At 70.3% G+C, this 18905-nt stretch carries 18 protein-coding genes; 6 read left to right on the forward strand and 12 right to left on the reverse strand.

All coding sequences use genetic code 11. From position 1 onward, the window contains the following. The first annotated feature begins 77 nt into the window (after positions 1-77). Entirely contained in the window at positions 78-947 is an 870-nt protein-coding gene (locus OXI49_12475; GenBank protein ID MDE2691323.1) for a sulfotransferase family 2 domain-containing protein, read from the forward strand. Next, a complete protein-coding gene (locus OXI49_12480) occupies positions 937-2406 on the forward strand; it encodes a sulfatase-like hydrolase/transferase (protein ID MDE2691324.1) in 1470 nt (489 codons plus the stop codon). The genes OXI49_12475 and OXI49_12480 overlap by 11 nt, the downstream gene beginning before the upstream one ends. A gap of 27 nt (positions 2407-2433) precedes the next feature. On the opposite strand, the gene OXI49_12485 is transcribed toward OXI49_12480, so the two are convergent. From OXI49_12485 to OXI49_12505, 5 genes are all read right to left on the reverse strand, one after another. Beyond that, positions 2434-2847: a PIN domain-containing protein gene (locus OXI49_12485; GenBank protein ID MDE2691325.1), complete on the reverse strand. Its 414-nt coding sequence runs from the start codon at positions 2845-2847 to the stop codon at positions 2434-2436. A gap of 13 nt (positions 2848-2860) precedes the next feature. Further along, a complete protein-coding gene (locus tag OXI49_12490; protein MDE2691326.1) occupies positions 2861-3103 on the reverse strand; it encodes a DUF6364 family protein in 243 nt (80 codons plus the stop codon). Between the two features lie 95 nt (positions 3104-3198). Beyond that, the gene (locus tag OXI49_12495) at positions 3199-4041 is read right to left on the reverse strand and encodes an SUMF1/EgtB/PvdO family nonheme iron enzyme (protein MDE2691327.1); all 843 of its coding nucleotides are present in this window, start codon (positions 4039-4041) and stop codon (positions 3199-3201) included. Positions 4042-4049: 8 nt separating this feature from the next. Next, positions 4050-5198, reverse strand: coding sequence for a hypothetical protein (locus OXI49_12500; protein MDE2691328.1), 1149 nt, complete (start codon positions 5196-5198; stop codon positions 4050-4052). 214 nt (positions 5199-5412) lie between these two features. Then, complete coding sequence (locus OXI49_12505) at positions 5413-6207, reverse strand: undecaprenyl-diphosphate phosphatase (protein MDE2691329.1); 795 nt, start codon at positions 6205-6207, stop codon at positions 5413-5415. A 56-nt stretch (positions 6208-6263) separates the two neighbouring features. Between OXI49_12505 and OXI49_12510 the strand changes: the two genes are divergently transcribed. After that, positions 6264-6992 (forward strand): FKBP-type peptidyl-prolyl cis-trans isomerase, encoded by a 729-nt coding sequence (locus tag OXI49_12510; GenBank protein MDE2691330.1) that lies wholly within the window; start codon positions 6264-6266, stop codon positions 6990-6992. 10 nt (positions 6993-7002) lie between these two features. Here the strand turns inward: OXI49_12510 and OXI49_12515 are convergent, their stop codons facing one another. Together OXI49_12515 and OXI49_12520 are read right to left on the reverse strand one after the other, a co-directional pair. Next, positions 7003-7719, reverse strand: coding sequence for a response regulator transcription factor (locus OXI49_12515; GenBank protein MDE2691331.1), 717 nt, complete (start codon positions 7717-7719; stop codon positions 7003-7005). Further along, on the reverse strand, positions 7716-8858 hold the full coding sequence (locus OXI49_12520; GenBank protein ID MDE2691332.1) for a HAMP domain-containing sensor histidine kinase: 1143 nt from the start codon (positions 8856-8858) through the stop codon (positions 7716-7718). Before OXI49_12520 ends, OXI49_12515 begins: the two co-directional genes overlap by 4 nt. A 53-nt stretch (positions 8859-8911) precedes the next feature. Between OXI49_12520 and OXI49_12525 the strand changes: the two genes are divergently transcribed. Next, positions 8912-9790 (forward strand): alpha/beta hydrolase, encoded by an 879-nt coding sequence (locus tag OXI49_12525; protein MDE2691333.1) that lies wholly within the window; start codon positions 8912-8914, stop codon positions 9788-9790. Here OXI49_12525 and OXI49_12530 read toward each other — a convergent pair. The 3 genes from OXI49_12530 to OXI49_12540 are packed head-to-tail and all read right to left on the reverse strand — an operon-like array spanning position 9773 to position 13530. Next, positions 9773-12145 (reverse strand): sulfatase-like hydrolase/transferase, encoded by a 2373-nt coding sequence (locus OXI49_12530; protein ID MDE2691334.1) that lies wholly within the window; start codon positions 12143-12145, stop codon positions 9773-9775. The two genes, OXI49_12525 and OXI49_12530, sit on opposite strands and share 18 nt — an antisense overlap. Continuing rightward, positions 12117-12599: an isoprenylcysteine carboxylmethyltransferase family protein gene (locus tag OXI49_12535; GenBank protein MDE2691335.1), complete on the reverse strand. Its 483-nt coding sequence runs from the start codon at positions 12597-12599 to the stop codon at positions 12117-12119. Before OXI49_12535 ends, OXI49_12530 begins: the two co-directional genes overlap by 29 nt. 16 nt (positions 12600-12615) lie before the next feature. Then, entirely contained in the window at positions 12616-13530 is a 915-nt protein-coding gene (locus OXI49_12540) for a homocysteine S-methyltransferase family protein (protein MDE2691336.1), read from the reverse strand. Between the two features lie 97 nt (positions 13531-13627). Between OXI49_12540 and OXI49_12545 the strand changes: the two genes are divergently transcribed. Together OXI49_12545 and OXI49_12550 are read left to right on the forward strand one after the other, a co-directional pair. Next, on the forward strand, positions 13628-14950 hold the full coding sequence (locus tag OXI49_12545; protein ID MDE2691337.1) for an O-acetylhomoserine aminocarboxypropyltransferase: 1323 nt from the start codon (positions 13628-13630) through the stop codon (positions 14948-14950). Between the two features lie 80 nt (positions 14951-15030). Beyond that, positions 15031-15786, forward strand: a complete 756-nt coding sequence (locus tag OXI49_12550; GenBank protein ID MDE2691338.1) for an alpha/beta hydrolase — start codon at positions 15031-15033, stop codon at positions 15784-15786. An 87-nt stretch (positions 15787-15873) separates the two neighbouring features. Here the strand turns inward: OXI49_12550 and OXI49_12555 are convergent, their stop codons facing one another. Both OXI49_12555 and OXI49_12560 read right to left on the reverse strand, forming a co-directional pair. Then, a complete protein-coding gene (locus OXI49_12555) occupies positions 15874-18159 on the reverse strand; it encodes a von Willebrand factor type A domain-containing protein (GenBank protein ID MDE2691339.1) in 2286 nt (761 codons plus the stop codon). Beyond that, positions 18156-18695 carry an RNA polymerase sigma factor gene (locus tag OXI49_12560; GenBank protein ID MDE2691340.1) on the reverse strand — a complete coding sequence of 180 codons (540 nt, stop codon included), beginning with the start codon at positions 18693-18695 and terminating at the stop codon, positions 18156-18158. The genes OXI49_12555 and OXI49_12560 overlap by 4 nt, the downstream gene beginning before the upstream one ends. Positions 18696-18905: the final 210 nt, after the last annotated feature.

An 18905-nucleotide genomic window follows, 5' to 3' on the forward strand; every position in this document is an offset into this window, starting at 1 on the left:
CCTCCCATTTAGGGGGGGGGGGGGCGAAAGCAACCCAAGAAAAACCGGCGAGCGCCCGCGCTAGACTCCGGCGCCCTGTGACCGGAGGAGATCCGCATGAGGTCGCGCGGCGCGGCGGCCGGGTGCTCGAGGCGCTGGCGCCATGCGCGGGGGCCGGCCTCGGCGGCCGGGCCCTGGACCGCTGGTACGGCCGCCTGGCGGCGGCGCTGTCGGCCTCGGACACGCCGGAACACCACGAGGTGGCGAAGGCGCTGCGGGCGGCGGCGCGCGAGGGAGACCACGAATCCGCCCGCGCGCTGGTGACGACGGCCGGGCGCCGGCCGGACACGCGGGCCGAGAAGATCGTCTCCAGGCGCTACCGCTTTCTCTGGATCTGCAACCCGAAGGCGGCCTCGCGGAGCCTGGCCGCGGCGCTGCGGGCGGCGGACCCGGCCGCCGAGCTGTTCCGGCGCCGCACGCTCGGCGAGGTGCTGGCGCGCCGCCCCGAGGCGCGCGGCTACTTCCGCTTCGCGTTCCTGCGCGACCCGGCCACCCGCGCCCTGTCCGCCTGGGCCGACAAGCACACGCTGGCGCGCAGCGAGCGCGACGCCTACCGCTGGTTCATCCGTCCGTACCACGGACTCCGCATCGGCATGAGCTTCGAGGAGTTCTGCCGCTGGCTGACGACGCCGTTCGGCGCGGACGCCTTCGCCGACCGGCACTGGCTGTCGCAGCACCGGCAGATCCGCGACGACGGCGGACGCCTGCCGGACTTCCTCGGCCGCTTCGAGAGCATCGACGCGGACTGGCGGGCGGTGTGCGAGCGAACGGGCATGCCGCACCGGGCTTTGCCCCGGCTCAACCCCCGGCCGGAACCGCTGACCGGCGAGGCGGCGGACGCCGCCTGCACGGACCTGCTCCGCCGGCGCTACGCGGAGGACTACCGGCTGGGCGGCTATGCCTGCTAGCAGGCAGCCGGCGGGCGCCGCCCTCGCCTGCGCCCTGGCCGCCGCCTGCGCCGCCAACCCGCCGGCCGAGCCGCCCGGGGCGCCGGGCCCCGGCGGGACCGAGCGGCCGGAGCGGCCGAACGTCGTCCTGATCGTCGCCGACGACCTCGGCTACGGCGACCTCGGCAGCTACGGCAGCCAGGCCAACCGCACGCCGCGGCTCGACCGTCTTGCCGCCGGGGGCGTTCGCTTCACCGACGCCTACGCGGCGGCCGCGGTGTGCAGCCCGTCGCGGGCCGGCCTGATCACCGGGCGTTACCCGCACCGGCACGGCTACGAGTTCAACCTGGTCGGCCGCGACGCCGGGTTCGGGCTGGCGGCGGAGGAGCGGACGCTCGGCGACCTGATGCGCGGCGCGGGCTACGCGACCGGCTACGTCGGCAAGTGGCATCTCGGCCGGAGTCCGGACCGGCATCCCCTGTCGCGCGGCTTCGACGAGTTCATGGGCGTGCTCGGCGGCGACAGCGGCTACTTCGGGGCCACGGTGCAGCGCGGGCGCGAAGCGGCCGCCGCCGAGGGCTACCTGACCGACGCCTTCACCCGCGAGGCGGCCGGCTTCATCGGCCGGCACGCGGCCGCCGGCCGGCCGTTCTTCCTCGTCCTCTCCTACACCGCTCCGCACACGCCCCTGCAGGCGACGACAGAGGACCTGGAGACCGTCGCCCACGTCGAGGCCGGTGCCCGCCGAACCTACGCCGCCATGGTGTCGTCGGTGGACCGCGGCGTCGGCGCGGTGCTCGACCGGCTCGCCGGCGAGGGCGTCGACGGCGACACGCTGGTCGTCTTCACCAGCGACAACGGCTGCGTCGGCTACCTCGACACGGGCTGCAGCAACGCGCCGTTCAGCGGCTTCAAGCGCTTCTTCCTGGAGGGCGGCATCCGGGTGCCGCTCATCATGCGCTGGCCGAACGGCCTCGCGGGCGGCGCCGTCTACCGCGAGCCGGTGATCAGCCTGGACTTCTTCGCGACCTTCGCGGCGCTTGCCGGCGTCCCGCCTGCGGGGCACGGTGCGATGGCGCTCGACGGCGTCGACCTCGTGCCGCATCTGACCGGCCGCGCCCGCGGGCGCCCCCACGAGGCCCTGTTCTGGCGGGCGGGCCCCAACCGGGCGGTCCGCATGGGCCGCTTCAAGCTGCTGGAGATCAACCGGGCCGGCCCGGCGGCCGCGGACGCGGGCGGCGCCCTGGTCGCGCCGGCCGCGGGCTCCGTCCGCTCGCCCCACGGACAGGTCACGCTGCTCTACGACCTCGAGGACGATCCGGCCGAGAGCGCGAATCTCGCCGGCCGCTTCCCCAGGCGGGTGGCGCGCCTTCGCGGCCGTCTCGACCGCTGGGAAGCGTCGCTCGCCGAACCGGCGTGGCCGTCGGACCGGGCGACGATCCGGACGATCGACGGCGAGCTGGTGGAGCTGCTGTTCTGAGGCGGATCGCCGGCCGGCCGCCCTGGCCTACTCGGCCAGCAGAGCCAACAGCGCCCGCGGGGAATGCACGGTGACGGTCGAACCGGCGAAGTCCCGTTCGTTCCGCGTGACGATGCAGTCCACGTCGGCTTGACTTCCGGACTCGACGACGACCGCGTCTTCGAAGTCGCGCAGACGGCTCTCGGCCGCGTGCTCCAGAGTCGCCCTGTTCACCGGTGTCACGTCGAGCACGGACAGAAGGGACGAGATGTGCTGCCTGGCCGCCTCCCGGCCGAGCGCCTTCTGCATCAGGTAGAAGATCGTCGTGAACGAGTCGGCGCAAGCCAGCCCCTGAATCTGGCCGCGGTCGGCCCGCGAGAGAAGATCGGCGGCAGCATCCGCGAAGGGCGCCCGGTCGAGCAGGAAGTCGATCAGCACGTTGGTGTCGAAGAGCACCCTCATGCGCTTCGCCTTCTCAGAGGTGCTTGTCTTCAAGGTGCGCGTGGTAGTCGCTCAAGCCCTCCAGACCGGCGCCCCTCAGCACTCCGCGCAGCCCGGCCACCGCCGGCGTCTGGGTGTGGTCCGGCTGGTTCCGCGAAGTGATCGCGGAGAAGTACTCGGCCACGATCTGGGAGAGTGACTTGCCGGCATCCCGGGCATAGTCCTTCGCCTGCGCGATCAGCCGGTCGTCAAGCCGCAGCGTGAGTTTGGTGTGCATGACCAAGAGTGACGTACATCATGCGCGGAAGTATACGTCAGCCACGCAGTCGGTCAAGCGAACCTGACCGTTCTACGTGGACGCGAGGCGAGGCTTCACGGAGCGAGCGTCCGGGCGACGCGAAAACCGAGGTAGCCGGTGCGGATGTCCGAACCGTGCCCGAAGCGGGAGGCGGAGCGGACGAGTTCCGGCCCGACGTCCCAGGCGCCGCCGCGCAGCGCGTGGCGGGAACAATCGTCCGACCGCCGCGTGGCGCCGTCGGCCGCCGCGCCCTCGTGGCTCTCGTGCCAGCAGTCCTCCACCCACTCCCACACGTTTCCGTGCAGGTCGTGCAGACCCCAGGAGTTCGGCGGGAACGAGCCCGCCGGCGCCGTGTGACCGGACCATTCGTCGCCGCAACCGCCGCAATTGGCGCGGCCCGAAGCGACCTCGTCGCCCCAACTGTAGGCCGCGCCCGAACCGGCGCGGGCCGCGTACTCCCACTCCGACTCGCTCGGCAGGCGGTACGCGACGCCCGTCTCTTCCGACAGCCAGGCCACGTACTCCCGGGCGTCCCGCCACGACACGTTGATCACCGGGCGCCGGCCGCGGCCCCAGCCCCGGTCGTCCGGACGGTGTCCGCAGCCGCCGGCGGCGACGCAGGCGTCCCAGTCGGCGAAGGTCACCTCGTGCCTGCCCACCGCTAACGGGCGCGGAATCGTCACCTCGCGGACCGGCTCCTCCCGGCCGGGATAGCAGTCCACGCCCGATGCGCAACCCATCCGGAAGGCGCCCGCCGGAATCACGACCATCTCGGGACCGGCGCCGCCGGAGGCGAGAGCGTCGCGGAAGGTGCGGCCCGGCCCGTGGTCGTCCCCGCGGCCGGGTTCCTGAGCCGCGGCTTGCGGCAGCGCCAGTGCCGCGAGTGCCAGAACCAGTCCCAGGCGCGCCTCCCCCATCGCGATCGTCAGCGCCTCGGGAAGGCGTATGCCGTCAGAACTCGCTGCACCAGGGCAACCTGCCCGGATACGCCCTGGCTCTTGTAGACCTGTTTCAGAAGCCAGCGGACGTAGCTTTCCTTGTAACCCGTGGTCGCTGCGATCTCGCGCACCGGACGGCCCTCGGCCAACAACGCCGACACGCGGGCCTCCGACGGCGACAGGCCGAGCAACACCGACAGCCGGACCGGGTCGATGCGCGGACGGCTCTCCGGGTCGACCACGAGCACCAGGGCCGCCACCCGGCGGCCCCCGAAGTCCGCCTGCCCGGCGTCGATGGCGTGTACGTGAAGCTCCAGCCGCGACCGAAGCAAGGGCCGCTGGATCCTGATCGAGCCGCCCCTCGACGGCGTCTCGTTCCCGAATACCGGCAGCGCGCCTCTCAGCAGCCGCTGCAGACGGCCGTCATCCGCCGGCAGCGAAGCGTGCAGGGCGCCGTCGCGGTCGAACAAGCCTTGGCCGCGGCGCAGAATGCCCTGGGCCGGGGCGTTCGCCGCCAGCACGCGGCCACTGCGGTCCAGGTGCAGGACGCCGATCCGGCTGCTGTCCAGCAGGCCGGCCAGACCGGCGCTCAGTGCATCGGCGCCAACCAGCGCCTGACGGACGCGAACGAACTGGCGGATATGCGGCAGCAGCGACTCGATCAACCGGAGCTGATCCGACTGCCAGCCGCCGCTTGCGATCGGGTTGCCGATAGCCCAGACCACACTCAGGCCGTCCACCCAGTCGAGGCGCGTAATCAAGCCGTTCTGGCCGTGGCCGCGGCCCCATCCCTCGTTGTACGCCGCCGACGTCCTCAACTCCCTTTGGGTGTACAGGTCGGGAACATTGACCAGTTGGCCGACGGGCCGCTCCGAGAGGCGGGGCGGCCCTTCGTCGTGGGCGTGGTACACGTCGAAATACTCGTCCACCAGGTCCTGTCGAGGCTCGCCGCCGTAGAGCAACCGGGCGAAGTGGACGTGCACCCCGTTGCCGGTGCTTTGGCAGACTGTCAGCACGTTTCCCGTGGCGCCACAGGCATGTTCGATCAGGGCCGTGGCGGCGGGCCAGTGCACGTCGTCGAAGGCGGCCCGATGCAGCAACGCGAGGATTCGATCGAAGGGAACGAGTGAGTTCACGAGGCTGCGGCCTCTCGTCCTGGAGGTATCAAGGCACGAACCGCACTCGCCATATCCCGTTACCTCCGCAAGAACCAGAATTCTCACGAAGGCTAGCGGCCTAAAGTGGCATTTGGGCGAACTTCTCCGATCCTTTCGCGATGATTTCGCGATCACACACAAGTAGTGGCGCGGCGGCGCGCTGCGCTGCCTTTCGCGGTCGTGGACGAGCCGGCTAGAAGACCACGAGCAGCACGGTGCCCAGCGCCAGCCGGTAGCCGACGAAGACCTGCAGGCTGCGGCGCCTGAGCCATCCGAGCAGACCGCCGATCACCAGGTAGCCCACCACCGCCGACAGCGCGGCGACCAGGAGCAGCGAGGGCAGTTGGGACAGCGGCAGCGCGCCGCTCATCAGGTCCAGACTGTCCTTGCCGGCGACGAAGACGCCGACCGGCAGCGCCAGCAGGAGGGCGAAGCGAGCCGACGACTCACGGTCGAAGCCGAGCAGCCGGCCGGCGCTGATGACGACACCGGCCCGGGAAGCGCCGGGAACGAGCGCCGCTGCCTGCGCCAGCCCGAACACCAGAGCATTCCGCCAGTTCACCTGCTCCAGCCGGCGCTCCTGCGCCCCCCAGCGATCCGCGGCGCCGAGCACGAGGCCGAAGCCGATCGTCGCCCAGGCGATCACGCCCGGACTGCGGGCGTCGCCGGCGATCCACTCGCCCGCCACGATGCCGACGACGAGAACGGGCAGCGAGGCCAGCGCCAGCAACGGGATCATCCGCCTCGCAGCGGGTTCGCCGGCCTCGGCGCCCTGGAACAGCGCCCGCACGTAGACCGCGAGGTCCTTTCGGAAGTACGCGACGACGGCCACCAGTGTGCCGGTGTTCGCCGCCACGTCCACCGCCAGACCCTGGTCCGGCCAGCCGAACAGCCGCGGCAGCAGGATGAGGTGCGCGGTCGAGCTGATCGGCAGGTACTCGGTCAGCCCCTGCACGAGTGCCACGAGGATCAACTGCAGCGGCTGCACGCGGCGAGGATAGCGAAGGGACCAGGCCCGCCCGTCTTGCGGATACCATGCGCGCCATGACGACACCACGCCGCCCCCGGCAGTTCATCGCCCCACTCCTCGCCCTCATCCTCGCCGCGCCCGCCTGCGCGCAGGAAACCGCCACCGCCGCAGCCGACGATCCGCCGGCGGCCCCCGAGACATGGGACGAGAAGGCCTCCTACGCGATCGGCCTGAACATCGGCAGCAACCTGGATGCCGGGGATCTGAACCTCGACAAGGACCTGCTGCTCCGCGGATTCCTGGACTCCCTGGAAGGCACGGCGGCGCTCGAGGAGGCCGAGATCGACGCGGTTCTGGGAGAACTCAACCAGAAGATGCAGGAACACGCGGACCGCGCCCGGCAAGCGGCCATGATGGAGAACACCGCCAAGAGCGCCGCTTTCCTCGCCGAGAAGGCCAGGGAAGAGGGCATCGTCAAGACGGACTCCGGTCTCCTCTACCGGGAACTCCGCGCGGGCAGCGGCGACAGCCCCACGGCGAACCAGACGGTCACCGTCCACTATCGCGGCGCCCTGATCGACGGCACCGTGTTCGACAGCACATACGACCGCGACCAGCCGACCACCTACCCCGTCAGCGGCTTCATTCCCGGCTGGTCAGAAGCGTTGCAGTTGATGAAGCCGGGCGCCAGGTGGGAACTCTTCATTCCCGCCGAACTCGCCTACGGCGCGAACGGCTCGCCGCCAGCCATCCCGCCCGCTGCCGCCCTCACCTTCGAACTCGAGCTCCTCGAAGTCGAGTAGCGCCCGCGGCTCAGTCCGCGTCGGCGGTGAACCGGTAGCCGACGCCGCGAACGGTGTGGAAGTGGCGCGGCCGCTCGGGGTCTGGTTCGAAGCGTTTGCGCAGCCGGAGGATGAAGTTGTCGACCGTCCGGGACGACGGGAAGGCTTCGTAACCCCAGACGCGGTCCAGGATGTCCTCGCGCGAGACGACTTCGCCCTCCCGCTCCGCCAGGGTCTTGAGGATCATCGCCTCCTTCTGTGTCAACTGCTGCGCCTGACCGTCCCAGGAAGCGCCGGTGAAGGCCGCGAAGTCGAAGTGGTTGCCGCCGAAGCGCACGGCGTCCGGTGCGTCGCCGGGACGCCACGACCGCCGCCGGAGGATCGCCTGCACCCGCAGCAAGAGCTCCGTCAGGTGAAAGGGCTTCGCGAGATAGTCGTCGCCTCCGGCCTCGAGGCCGCGAATCCGGTCGGATACCTCCGCCTTGGCGGTCAGGAAGAGGACCGGCGTATCGACGCCAGCTCTACGCGCCTCCTCGCACAGCGTGAACCCGTCCACGCCCGGCAACATCACGTCGAGAATCACGAGCTGGTAGCGCGGATCCCGAACCCGCTCGAGCGCCTGCCCACCGTCGCGAACCCAGTCGACGTCGAGGCCCTCGGCCTCCAGGTTGAAGCGGATGCCGGCGGCGAGGTTCTCCTCGTCCTCGATCAGCAGGACCCGCACCTGGTCTTCGACTACGGGTCTCACGACGCCGCTCCCGCGGCCTGCCGCCTGATCGGCCATGTGACCCGGAACACTGCGCCGCGGCCCGGGCCCTCGCTGCTCGCCTCCACTTCACCTCCCTCGAGCGTCACGAAGCTCCGCACCAGGTAGAGCCCCAGACCGCTGCCCTTCTTGTCGCGCCGCAACTCGCTGCCGGGTCGGTAGAACTTCTCGAACAGACGACGGCCGTCCGCGGGGTCGAAGCCGACGCCGTCGTCGAGCACTTCGAGTTCGACGGTCGAGTCCAGCCGTCTGGCCACGACTTCCACTCTCGTTCCGGCCGCCTGGGCGGACTCGATCGCGTTGCCGATCAGGTTCCGCAGCACCGTGCCCAGGCCCACAGGGTCCGCCTGGAGATCGAGGCCGTCCTCGACCCTGACCTCGATCTCGATGCCCTCGCCGCCGTCGCGCCGGTGCCCGAGCTCGGCGAAGGCGAGGGACACCGCCTCCGCCAGGTCGACCGGTTCGCGGCGCGGCTCGACCTTCGCATGCTCCAGGCGGTTCGTCTCCAGGAGATTGCCAATCATCCGCTCCAGACGTCTCAGATCCTCCAGGTTGCGATCAAGCAGCTCGCGACGATCCGCCGCCGCCAGATCACGGAGCAGCAACGTCTCCGTCGTCAGCCGCAGGCTCGCCAGCGGACTCCGTAACTCGTGGGACACCGCGGCGAGGAAGTTCTGCTGCCGGGACAGGAGATCCGCCTCCCGGCGCAGCACGCCCCACAGAAGCAGTACCCCGCCCGCAATCACCGCGAGAAAGAAACCCCCCTCCCAGCGATACTGGTTCAGGTGGCTGCGTCGATCCCGTTCGATCGCCGCGCGGGCCGCCGGCCGTATCCTCGCCTCCCCGGCTTCGATCTCCAGGTGCGGGTAGAGAGCGCGCAGTTCCTCACTCGACTGACCGGCTCGCAGCGACGCCTCGGCCGCCTCCCGGTCCAGTTCGACCCCGGCGACGCGGTCGGAGGCGATGCGGTCCGCGAGCCTGGACTGGTCGACCAGCCACCAGACGACCTGCACAGCCGTGATGGCGAGCAGCAGCAGGAAGCCGATCTGCAGCCGCCACACCCGGATGCTCTCCGCCGAGCGGCGGCTTCCCCGGCTGAACCGGGTCACATGCTTGGGCATCGCCCTATTCTGCTACGAGGGCCTGAGCCGGATGCTGCTAGTTTCCCCGGCCCATGCCGCAAACTACCCGACCCGTGCTCGAACCGGTTTCCGTCCACCGCGTCCAGTCCACCGACGGCGTCGAACTCGCCGTCTACGACTTCGGCGGCGATGGCCCCGACCTGATCGCCGGTCACGCCACCGGCTTCCACGGGCGGGTCTACGACCCGATGCTCGAGCACCTCGACGGCTTTCGCCGGATCAGCGTCGACGTGCGGGGGCACGGCGACGCGACCGCGCCGGACGGCCTCGACTACAGTTGGGAGAGCTGTGCGGAGGATCTGGCCGCGGTGATCGACGCGCTGGAACTCGGCACCGAACGACCGCTGTTCGGCTTCGGCCACTCGATGGGCGCCGCCGCGCTGTTGATGATCGCGCCCAAGCGGCCGGGCCTGTTCGCCGGCCTCGTCTGCTACGAGCCGGTCATCTATCCGCCGGGCGTCACGGACGACGACGCCCGCCTCGGCGTCTGGGTCGAACGGACCCGGCGTCGGCGCAGACGCTTCGCATCGTACGAAGCCGCCGTCGCCAACTACGCGGAGAAGGTGCCCTACTCCCTGATCGACCCGGAAGCGCTCGACGTGTACGTCCGGCATGGCTTCGCACCGTCGGCGGACGGCGCGGTCGAGATCAAGTGTCACCCCGACGTCGAGGCGCAGCTTTACCTCATGGGACCCCACCACCGCGCCTGGCACGGGCTCCGCCAGGTGGAGTGCCCGGTTACCCTGATGCGGGGATCCGTGCTCATACCGGGGCCCGCATACTGGGCCGAGGCGATCGTGTGCGAGTTGCCGAACGTGCTCTTTCTACAGGTCGAGGGCCTCGGCCACCTCGGCCCGCTGGAAGATCCGGAGCAGATGGCGGTCCTTGTGGCCTCAGCGCTCGCCGCCTAGGAGTTCCTGTCCGCGGGCCAGCGCCAGACGCTCCTCGGCCGGCCGCCCCAGCCGGTTCAGGATGTCGGCGAGCACGAAGTAGCCGAGCGCACCGTCCCGACCGGTCGGCTCGCCCTCCAGACCGCGGCGTGCGAACGTCTCCGCTTCCTTTAGGTCCCGCCCGTGGTCCATCAAGGCCTTGGCCAGGTGGAAGTACCCAACGGTGAAGTCCGGCGACGCCTCGACCGCGCCGCGGTAAGCCTCGATCTGGAGGTCCGCGCGACCCTGCCGGCCGTAGAGGCGGCCGAGATTGAACCGGGGCCGATGGTCGCGCGGGCGCAGTTCCTCCGCCTGCCGATAGGCAGTGACCGCGTCCCCCATCCTCCCCGACTCATCCAGCAGAACGGCCAGGTTGAAGTAGGCCTCGCCGAGTTCCGGGTTCGATGAGATGGCCTGCCGGAACTTCGCCTCCGCGTCGCCGCTGCGACCCAGAAGCGCCATCACCTCGCCCAGCTTGTTCGCGACGACCGCGGGCGGTTCGCGTCCTTCGGCGGCGGCCGCCAGCACCTGCTCCGCTTCGCTCAACTCGCCGCGGTCGACGTGGATCCGCGCCAGCGCCATCGTCGCCTTCGCGTCCTGACCCGCGACTTCGAGCAGCCGGCGGTAGCCGACGACCGCCTCGTCGACGCGTCCCAGCTCGTGGTAGGCATTGGCGAGACCAAGCAGAGACTGGCGGTGCTCGGGATCGAGGGCGAGCGCGCTCTGGAAGTGGCCGACCGCCGGCTCGGGATCGCCCGCGAGAAGCGTGATCGTGCCCAGAAGCTGGTGCGCGTCGAGCAGCCCCTCGTCTTCGGACAGCGCCGCCCGCAGCTCGGCCGCGGCCGCATCCTCGTCGCCGGCGCCGAAAGCGCTCTGCGCCCGCATGATGGCGCGATGCAGGTGCGCCTTGTTCTTCGGGTCGGCGCGCGGGCTTTCCGAATCCCCGCGGCCTGCGGCACCGCGGCCGGCGAGGTAACCGAGCGCTCGCAACTGCGCCAGCGTGTCCTCGTCGAGATCCGGTTCCGCGCTGGAACTCGGGGCCGCCCGATCGAGTTCCGCCGAGAGTTCGAGAGCCTCCGCCCGCAGCCGGCGCGACAGGTCGCGCTCTTCGAGTAGGACGTTCGCGAGCTCGCCCGGGTCTTCGAGCAGGGCGTAGAGCTCGGGTTCCGGCGCTTCGATGTACTTGTGCTCCGCCGTGCGCAGCGAGCGAAGCGGCGCCCAGCCGTAGTGGTCGAGCGCGTAGAAGGACTCGGCGTACACGCTCCGTTCGGCAAGAGGATTCGGCAGTCCCTGCATGTCCGGGAGCAGACTCCGGCCCTGGCCTGCGCCAGCCCCGTCGAGGTCCAGAAGCTCGATCAGGGTCGGCGCGATGTCGACGTGGCTCACCGCGTCGCCGACCACCCGACCGCGCTCCGTGCCGCCGGGCAGCCGGACGATGAGCGGAACGTGGACCGTGGAGTCGTAGACGAAGAAGCCGTGGTAGCTCTCGCCGTGATCGCCCAGTCCTTCGCCGTGGTCCGACGTCAGCACGAGAACGGACTCATCGAAAAGACCGCGCTCCTCGAGGGCGGTGCGGAACTCGCCGATCAGGGAATCGGTGTAGGCGACCTCGCCGTCGTAGGGCCGTCCCTGGTACTCCGACCGAAACGGTTCCGGCGGGTCGTACGGATCGTGGGGATCGAACAGGTGGAGCCACAGGAAGAAGGGCTCCTCCCCGCCCACGCCGTCGAGCCACTCCAGCGCGTGCGCGATCGTCTCCGGACCAGCCCGCTGGACCGACCCCAGGTTGGCGCCCGCCATCGCGTCCAGGTCGAAGTCGTCGACGTAGGTGTCGAAGCCGCGGGCGATCCCCCAGCGCGCATCGAGCACGAAGGCGCTGACGAAACCGCCGGTCCGGTAGCCGCGGTCCTGGAACCGCTCGGCGATGGTCACCAGCTCGGGCGCCAGAACGTAGCCGACATTCTCGCGCACCCCATGGGACGGCGGGTAGAGCCCCGTCATGATCGAGCTGTGCGCAGGCAACGTGAACGGCACCGTCGACGACGCGTTGGCGAAGCGGATGCCCTCCTCCGCCAGACGGTCGAGGTGCGGCGTCGCGACCCGGTCCGAGCCGTAGCTCGACAGCCGGTCGGCCCGCAGCGTGTCGATCGTGATCAGGATGACCGGGGGCTGCCCGCTCGATGCCCCACTGAGCAGGTGCTCCACGTCCGCCCGGACCGACGGTGGCGCGGCGTCCTCCGGCTCGGGTCCGCAGGCGGAAAGGGCCAGCGCCAGCATCGAGGCCGGCACAAGGACCCGGCGGGCCGCGCTACAACCAGCGCCGGACGCGTTTCGCATAGTCCCGGTACTCGTCGCCGAACTTCCGCTCCAGGTAGGCCTCCTCCCGCAGAATCACGCCCCAGCGCAGCAGCAGGGCCACCGCCACGGCGAGGGCGACGAACCACCAACTGCTCCGAGCGAGTCCGAGGCCGAGGAACGCCAGAACCATGCCCGCATAGATGGGATTACGGGACCGCCGGTAGGGACCTCTGATCACCAGGTTCGCGGTCGGATGATGCACCGGCAGGGAGGAGCCGCCGCGAACCATCGTCAGGGCCGACCAGGTCAGCCAGGCGAAGCTGGCAACCACGATCGCGATCCCGGCAATCACCAGGGCCCGATTGGTCCCGACCGGCCAAATCCGGAGCGGCAGCAGCCAGGACAGGAGGAAGCCGAGGACCAGGGAGACCAGCACCAGCAACGGCGGCTCGAAGGCCGTCTGGGCCCGGTCCGGTTCGCCGCCCGCTGCCACGATCGTTCCGGCCTCCTCAGCCGGATCCGCGAAGCGCTCCCAGGGCCCGGATGTGCTCGGGTCCCAGACCGCAGCAGCCGCCGACGATCTGAACGCCCGCGGCCACCCAGCCGCGCGCCTCCTCCAGCAGGTCGGCCGGCTCGATCACGTCGACGAAGTTCCAGTTCGGCATCGTGAAGTAGCCGGACTCCGGGTACACGCCGACCGGTCCGTCCCAGCGCTCCTGCACCATCGCCACCGCCTCCGGGACCGCCGCGATCTCGCTGTGCATCACATGCACGATCGAGGGTCCCAGCGGAATGAGGGTGTCGAGCAACTCCTCGAAGGACTCGTCGGGCCAGTTGAAGGGCGTGATCGCACCGGTTTCCGGGTCCTTCCGGGCGCTGACCCCGAGCCACACGGGCAACCCGGTCTCCTTGGCCGCCTGGAACGCGACCAGGGCTCGCTCGTGGAACTGCATCATCTCGAGTGCGATCACGTCGACGCCGGCCTCGGCCAGGAGCCCGCACTGCTCCCGGTAGGCCGCCATCTGCTCGGCGGCCGGCGGGTAGCCGCCCTGGATGTTGTTCGCCGGCATGGTCGACATCGACCCGGCCACGAGCACGCCCGGGCAGCCGGCCCGGTCGCGCGCCTCGAGCGCCGCCTCCACCGCCCGCCGCACGATCACCGCGACCTGGTCGCCCAGACCCGCGGCCTCAAGCAACGGACGGTGAGTCGCGAAGGTGTTCGTGATGATCGCGTCCGCGCCGCAACGGATGTACTCCTCGTGCAGGTCCCGGATCGCGTCCTGGTGCTCCAGCGCCGCCGTGCCGCACCACGCCGCCGAGTCCATCGGCACCCCCCGCCGCTCCAGTTCCGTCCCGGTGCCGCCATCGAGGAGCAGGATCTCCCCCCGGTCCAGACACTCATGCCACTCTTCGACGATTCCCATCCGGCTTCCTCGGGACGCCACTCTGCCACATCCCCGGACGCGCTACGGCTACACTCGCGGTCCGCCTCGCGCCGAGCTCAACCCGGGAGACAACGCGATGAGCAGCGACTGGTTCTACAAGTTCGACACCCTGTCCCTTCACGCCGGCCAGCGGCCCGACCCGACCACGGGAGCGCGCGCCGTGCCGGTCTACAACTCGACGTCCTACGTGTTCCGCGACACGGACCACGCTGCCGGACTGTTCAACCTGGAGGAGGCGGGGCACATCTACTCGCGGATCTCCAACCCGACGGTGGCGGTGTTCGAGGAGCGGATCGCCGCGCTGGAAGGCGGCGTCGGCGCGGTGGCCACCGCTTCCGGACAGTCGGCGTTCCACCTGGCGGCGGCGACGATTCTCTCCGCCGGCGACCACGTCGTCTCCTCGGCGGCCATCTACGGCGGTACGCACAACCTGCTGAACCACACGCTGCGCCGGTTCGGCATCGAGACGACCTTCGTCGAACCGACCGAGCCCGCGAACTTCCGGCGCGCCGCCCGTCCGAACACCAAGCTGTTCTTCGGCGAGACGATCGGCAACCCGCGGATCGACGTCCTGGACATCCCCGCTGTCGCCACGATCGCCCACGAGATCGGCGTACCGTTGCTCATCGACAACACGTTCGGAACACCGTTCCTGTCGAGGCCGATCGATCTCGGCGCGGACCTTGTGATGCACTCGGCGACCAAGTTCATCGGCGGCCACGGCGTCACCCTGGGAGGCGTCCTGGTAGACAGCGGCAAGTTCGACTGGGCCGCCACCGGGCGCTTCCCGATCATGACCGAGCCCTGTCCGGGCTACCACGGCATCGCCTTCGCCGAGCACTACGGGCCGCCGGCCTTCATCCTCAAGGCAAGGCTCGAAGGGCTGCGCGACTTCGGCGCCTGCCTGAACCCGCAGGCCGCCTTCTACCTGATTCAGGGACTGGAGACCCTGCCGCTCCGGGTCGCCCGCCACGTGGAGAACGCGCGCGCGGTCGCCGGGTTCCTCGAGCAGCACGAGGCGGTCGAGTGGGTGAGCTACCCCGACCTGCCCAGCCACCCGCAGCACGACCTCGCCCGGAAGCTGCTGCCAAATGGCAGCGGCGCCCTTCTGACCTTCGGGATTCGCGGCGGACTCGAGGCGGGGATCGCCTTCATCGAGGGCCTGGAGCTATGGTCGCACCTCGCCAACGTCGGCGACGCGAAGAGCCTGGTCATTCACCCGGCGAGCACGACGCACCAGCAGATGACTGCCGAAGAGCTCGCCGAGTCGGGCGTCACCCAGGAGATGGTGAGACTGTCGGTCGGGCTCGAGGATCCCCAGGACCTCGTGGCCGATCTCGACCGGGCCCTGAAACGCTCGCAGAGACGGGCGCAGCGGCCGCGGGCGGTGGCCTCCTGACCGAACTCGAGATCCAGGGCCGCAAGGCCTACTGCGGCACCGGCGGCTCCGCCTGGCGGGAAGGGCTACCCCTGGCGCTGCTGCTCCACGGCGCCGGCAGCGACCACACGGTATGGGCGCTGCAGGCCCGGTCGCTGGCCCAACACGGCTGGAACGTCGCCGCACCCGACCTGCCCGGTCATGGCGCGTCCGAGGACCTGGACGCCGTCACGACGATCGCCGACTACGCCGCCTGGACCGCCGACTTCGCGGAAGCGGCGGCGGAACGGGCAGGCAGCTCGGACATCGCGCTCATCGGCCACTCGATGGGCGCCTGCATCGCGGTCGACGCGGCCTCCCGGCTGGACGCACGTCTGAGCCGGCTGGCCCTGCTCGGTGCCGGCGAGACGCTCCGGGTCAACCCCGGCTTGCTGGCGGACACGCTGAAACGGCCCCTCGACGCCCATCGCTTCATCGCCGCTTTCGGGCACGGGACCGGCGCCCACTTCGGCGGCGCGGAGTCCCCCGGGCTGTGGATGCTCGGGTCGACGATGGCGCTGCTCGACCGCTGCCTGCCGGAAGTACTCCACCGCGACTTCGCCGCCTGCAACGAGTGGGAAGGAAGCGAGAGCGCAGCGGGCGTCAGCTGCGCCACGCTGGTCGTGGCCGGCGCGAAGGACAGGATGACGCCGCCGAGGGCCGGCCGCGCGCTCGCCGACCGCATCCGCGGCCCGCGTCCCGGGGGCGACAGGGGCGGCGCCGGTTTCGTGACCGTGGCGGACGCCGGCCACATGCTGATGGCCGAAGCGCCCGGCGCCGTCACCCGCTGCCTGCGGGGCTTCCTGGGCGCAAAGTAACGCGGCGGGAGGTTCGGAAGCCGGCGCCGCGCGCCGGATGCCGGCGGGGACCCCGGCGCACTCAGTATCGGCCGCGCCAGGGCCCCGTTACTGAGCCAGGCTCTCCGCGAGGCGCATCAAGGTGACTGCTTCGCGACGGTAGCCGTACCGGTCGTCGCCAGTGTTGGCCTCGGCGAGCGCGACCGCGTCGCTCCAGGTCCAGTCGCCGGTGTAGGCGCCATCCCGCAGGAGCTGGCCGAAGCCGGCAATCGCGGCCGCGAAGCGCTGCTCAGCGTCGACCCCGCCTGCGTCGCGGGTGATCGGCAGTTCGATGAGTTCGCTCGACTCCTCGCCCGGCTCCTTGTACCGGAGCCGCAGGAAGGCGAGTTCCCGGGAGCCGCCACGCCTCCCGTCGGCGACCGGCGGGTCGGCCGGACGGCCCGCGTAGCGCAGAGCGTCGTGCAGCACCGCAGGCGACCCCACTGGCGTCACCTCGTAGATCGCGGTAACCGAGTGGCCAGCGCCGATCTCGCCGGCGTCGACCCGGTCGTTGTTGAAGTCCTCGCGCCGGAGGCCTCTGGTCTCGTAACCGATCAAACGGTACTCGGCGACCGTGGCCGGATTGAACTCGACCTGGATCTTCACGTCGTTCGCGATCGGGAACAGGGTGCCGACGAGCTGGTCGACGAGCACCTTCTGCGCCTCCGCGAGCGTGTCGATGTAGGCCGCCTGACCGTTGCCGTTCTGGGCCAGCGCCTGCATCGTCGCATCGTCCAGGTTGCCGCGGCCGAACCCGAGCACCGAGAGGTATACGCCTCTCTCGCGCTGGCGGGCGATGAAGCCCTCGAGTTCGTCGGGGTCGGAGATGCCGACGTTGAAGTCGCCGTCCGTGGCCAGGATGACCCGGGTCACCTCGCCCTCCGCCGCCATGTCCCGGGCGACCCGGTAGGCCAACTGGATTCCCGCCGCCCCGGCGGTCGAACCGCCAGCGTGCAGTCGATCGAGCGCAGTCAGAATCGCGCCGCGCTCGCCGGCCGGAGTCGGGTCCAGCACGCGGCCCGCACTGCCGGCGTAGGCAACGATCGCGACCTCGTCGGCGGGATCGAGCTGGCCGACCATCAGCCGGAACGACTGCACGAGCAACGGCAGCTTGTTCGGCTGGTCCATCGAACCCGAGGTGTCGACCAGGAAGACCAGGTTGAGCGGCGGGCGGTCGTCGGTCGCGGGCCGCCGTCCCTGGATGCCGATGTGCATCAGCAGCGTGTCCGGGTTCCATGGCGTCTCGGAGACGGACACCGTCGGCCGGAACGGCGCCCCGCGTTCCCCCGGCGCGGGGTACCCGTACGGGAAGTAGTTGATCAGCTCCTCGATCCGCACCGACTCGGGCACCGGCAGGTAGCCGTTCGTCAGCGAGGAACGGACGACGGAGTAGCTGGCGGTGTCGACGTCGATCGAGAACGTCGAGACGGGTTCTTCGCTCGCGACCTTCACCGGACTGGCGTCTTCGTTGGCGAAGGCTTCAGTGTTGGACCGCGGGGCGACCGTCGCATCGACGGCCGAGGCGGGAAGGGGAGTTTCCGCAACAAACGAGAGCGCCTCTATCGATCTCGAGAGTCTGCCGACTCTCCCGGTGCTCGACTCAGCCAGGCGTGCGCCGGGCGGAAGCACCGGTTCGGGGGCTGGCGGCGGCGGGGGCGGAGCCACAACTTCGGCCAACGCCTCCAGTTGAGTCCTGAGCGCCTCCCTCTGTCTCTCCAGGGCGGCGATGGTCGCGTTGAAGGACTCCGCGTCAGCCGTTGCCACGGTAACGGGCGAACTCCGTTCCTGAGCCGGAGGTGGCGCCTCCGGCTGGCGATCCAGCTCGTCAACGACCGTCTCCGACGCCTCGCTGTCAACCGGCAACGCGGTTTCGCGGACCGGCGGCTGGGGCTCGGCAGGTTCTCTCACCGGAGCCGTCGGGATCACCGCCAGGTCGCCATCGACAGCGGCCTGTCGGTCGGTCGGTGCGGGTGTAGAACGTTCCGAGTCAGCGTCGCTTGCGGGTGCGGCGATCGGCTCCGGCGCAACGCCAGCATCCGCGACGATCATGCTGGACGGCGGCGTCGCGTTCCGCGTGGCAGTTACAAAGAGAGCCGTCAACCCAACCGCGGCCAGAACGCCGGCGGCAGCCAGGACAGGTCGGGAAGTCAGTGCGCTGAGCATGCGTCGTACTCCTTGTTCGATGGCCGCCCAGGGATTGGTGCGGCCATCGGTACGACGCTGCTCGGCGCCCGAGTCTTGGACGCGATCGAAGAGTTCCTGGGCGCGAGCCAGGTTCGCCTTCCGCCTGTCGGCATCCGGCTCAGGCGTCGCGTCCGCGAATGCGCGCTTCAGATCATCGAGTGGATCGGTCATCGTCCTGTTTCCTTTTGCCACATCGCCCGCAGCCGTTTGCGGACCTCGGAGAGCCGCCAGCTCACGGTGCCTTCGGAGATCCCGAGCACCTCGGCGGCCTGCGCGTGAGTCATCTCGCCGTCGATCGTGAGCGCGACCGTGTCCCGTAGATCACCAGGCAGCGCCGCCATCGAGCGACGCAGCCAGTCCAGATCCGCGGCCCTGCCTGTCGCCTCCGCGCGGCGACCTATCTCGATGTCTCCCCAGCCTTCAGCCGCCTTCGTTCTACTCGCGGCCCGGCGCCGCCGGTCATGCGCCGCGTTCATGGCAACCCTGTACAACCAGGTCGTGAACCGTGCCTTGCCGCGGAAGCTCTTCAACTTCGCCGGCAGAGCGAGACAGATGTCCTGCGTCAGGTCCTCGGCCTCCTCCCGACACCCCGTCAGCCGGAAGCTGAACCGGAAGATCCGGTCATAGTGAAGGTCGAGGAACTCCTCGAAAGCGCCCCGATCACCCGCGGCAGCGGCCCGAACCAGTTCCTCGTCGCCCACGACCACGCCCGTCACACTAGAGCACCGCCCGGCGGATGCCCACCTGGCCTCGACGACGTGCTGGACCGCTTCTGCCATCCCAACTCATCGGTATGACGCACGAGAACGGCGATTCCTTGGCGAGTCTCGGTGCCGAACTCGTGCGTCAGCCCTCTCGGCAACGACCTCCAGCCCAGTCGGGGCCGGAGGGGTCGGCTCCCAGGTGCCTCTGAACGA

The sequence above is a fragment of the Acidobacteriota bacterium genome (assembly GCA_028875725.1).
GTDB lineage: Bacteria > Acidobacteriota > Thermoanaerobaculia > Multivoradales > Multivoraceae > Multivorans.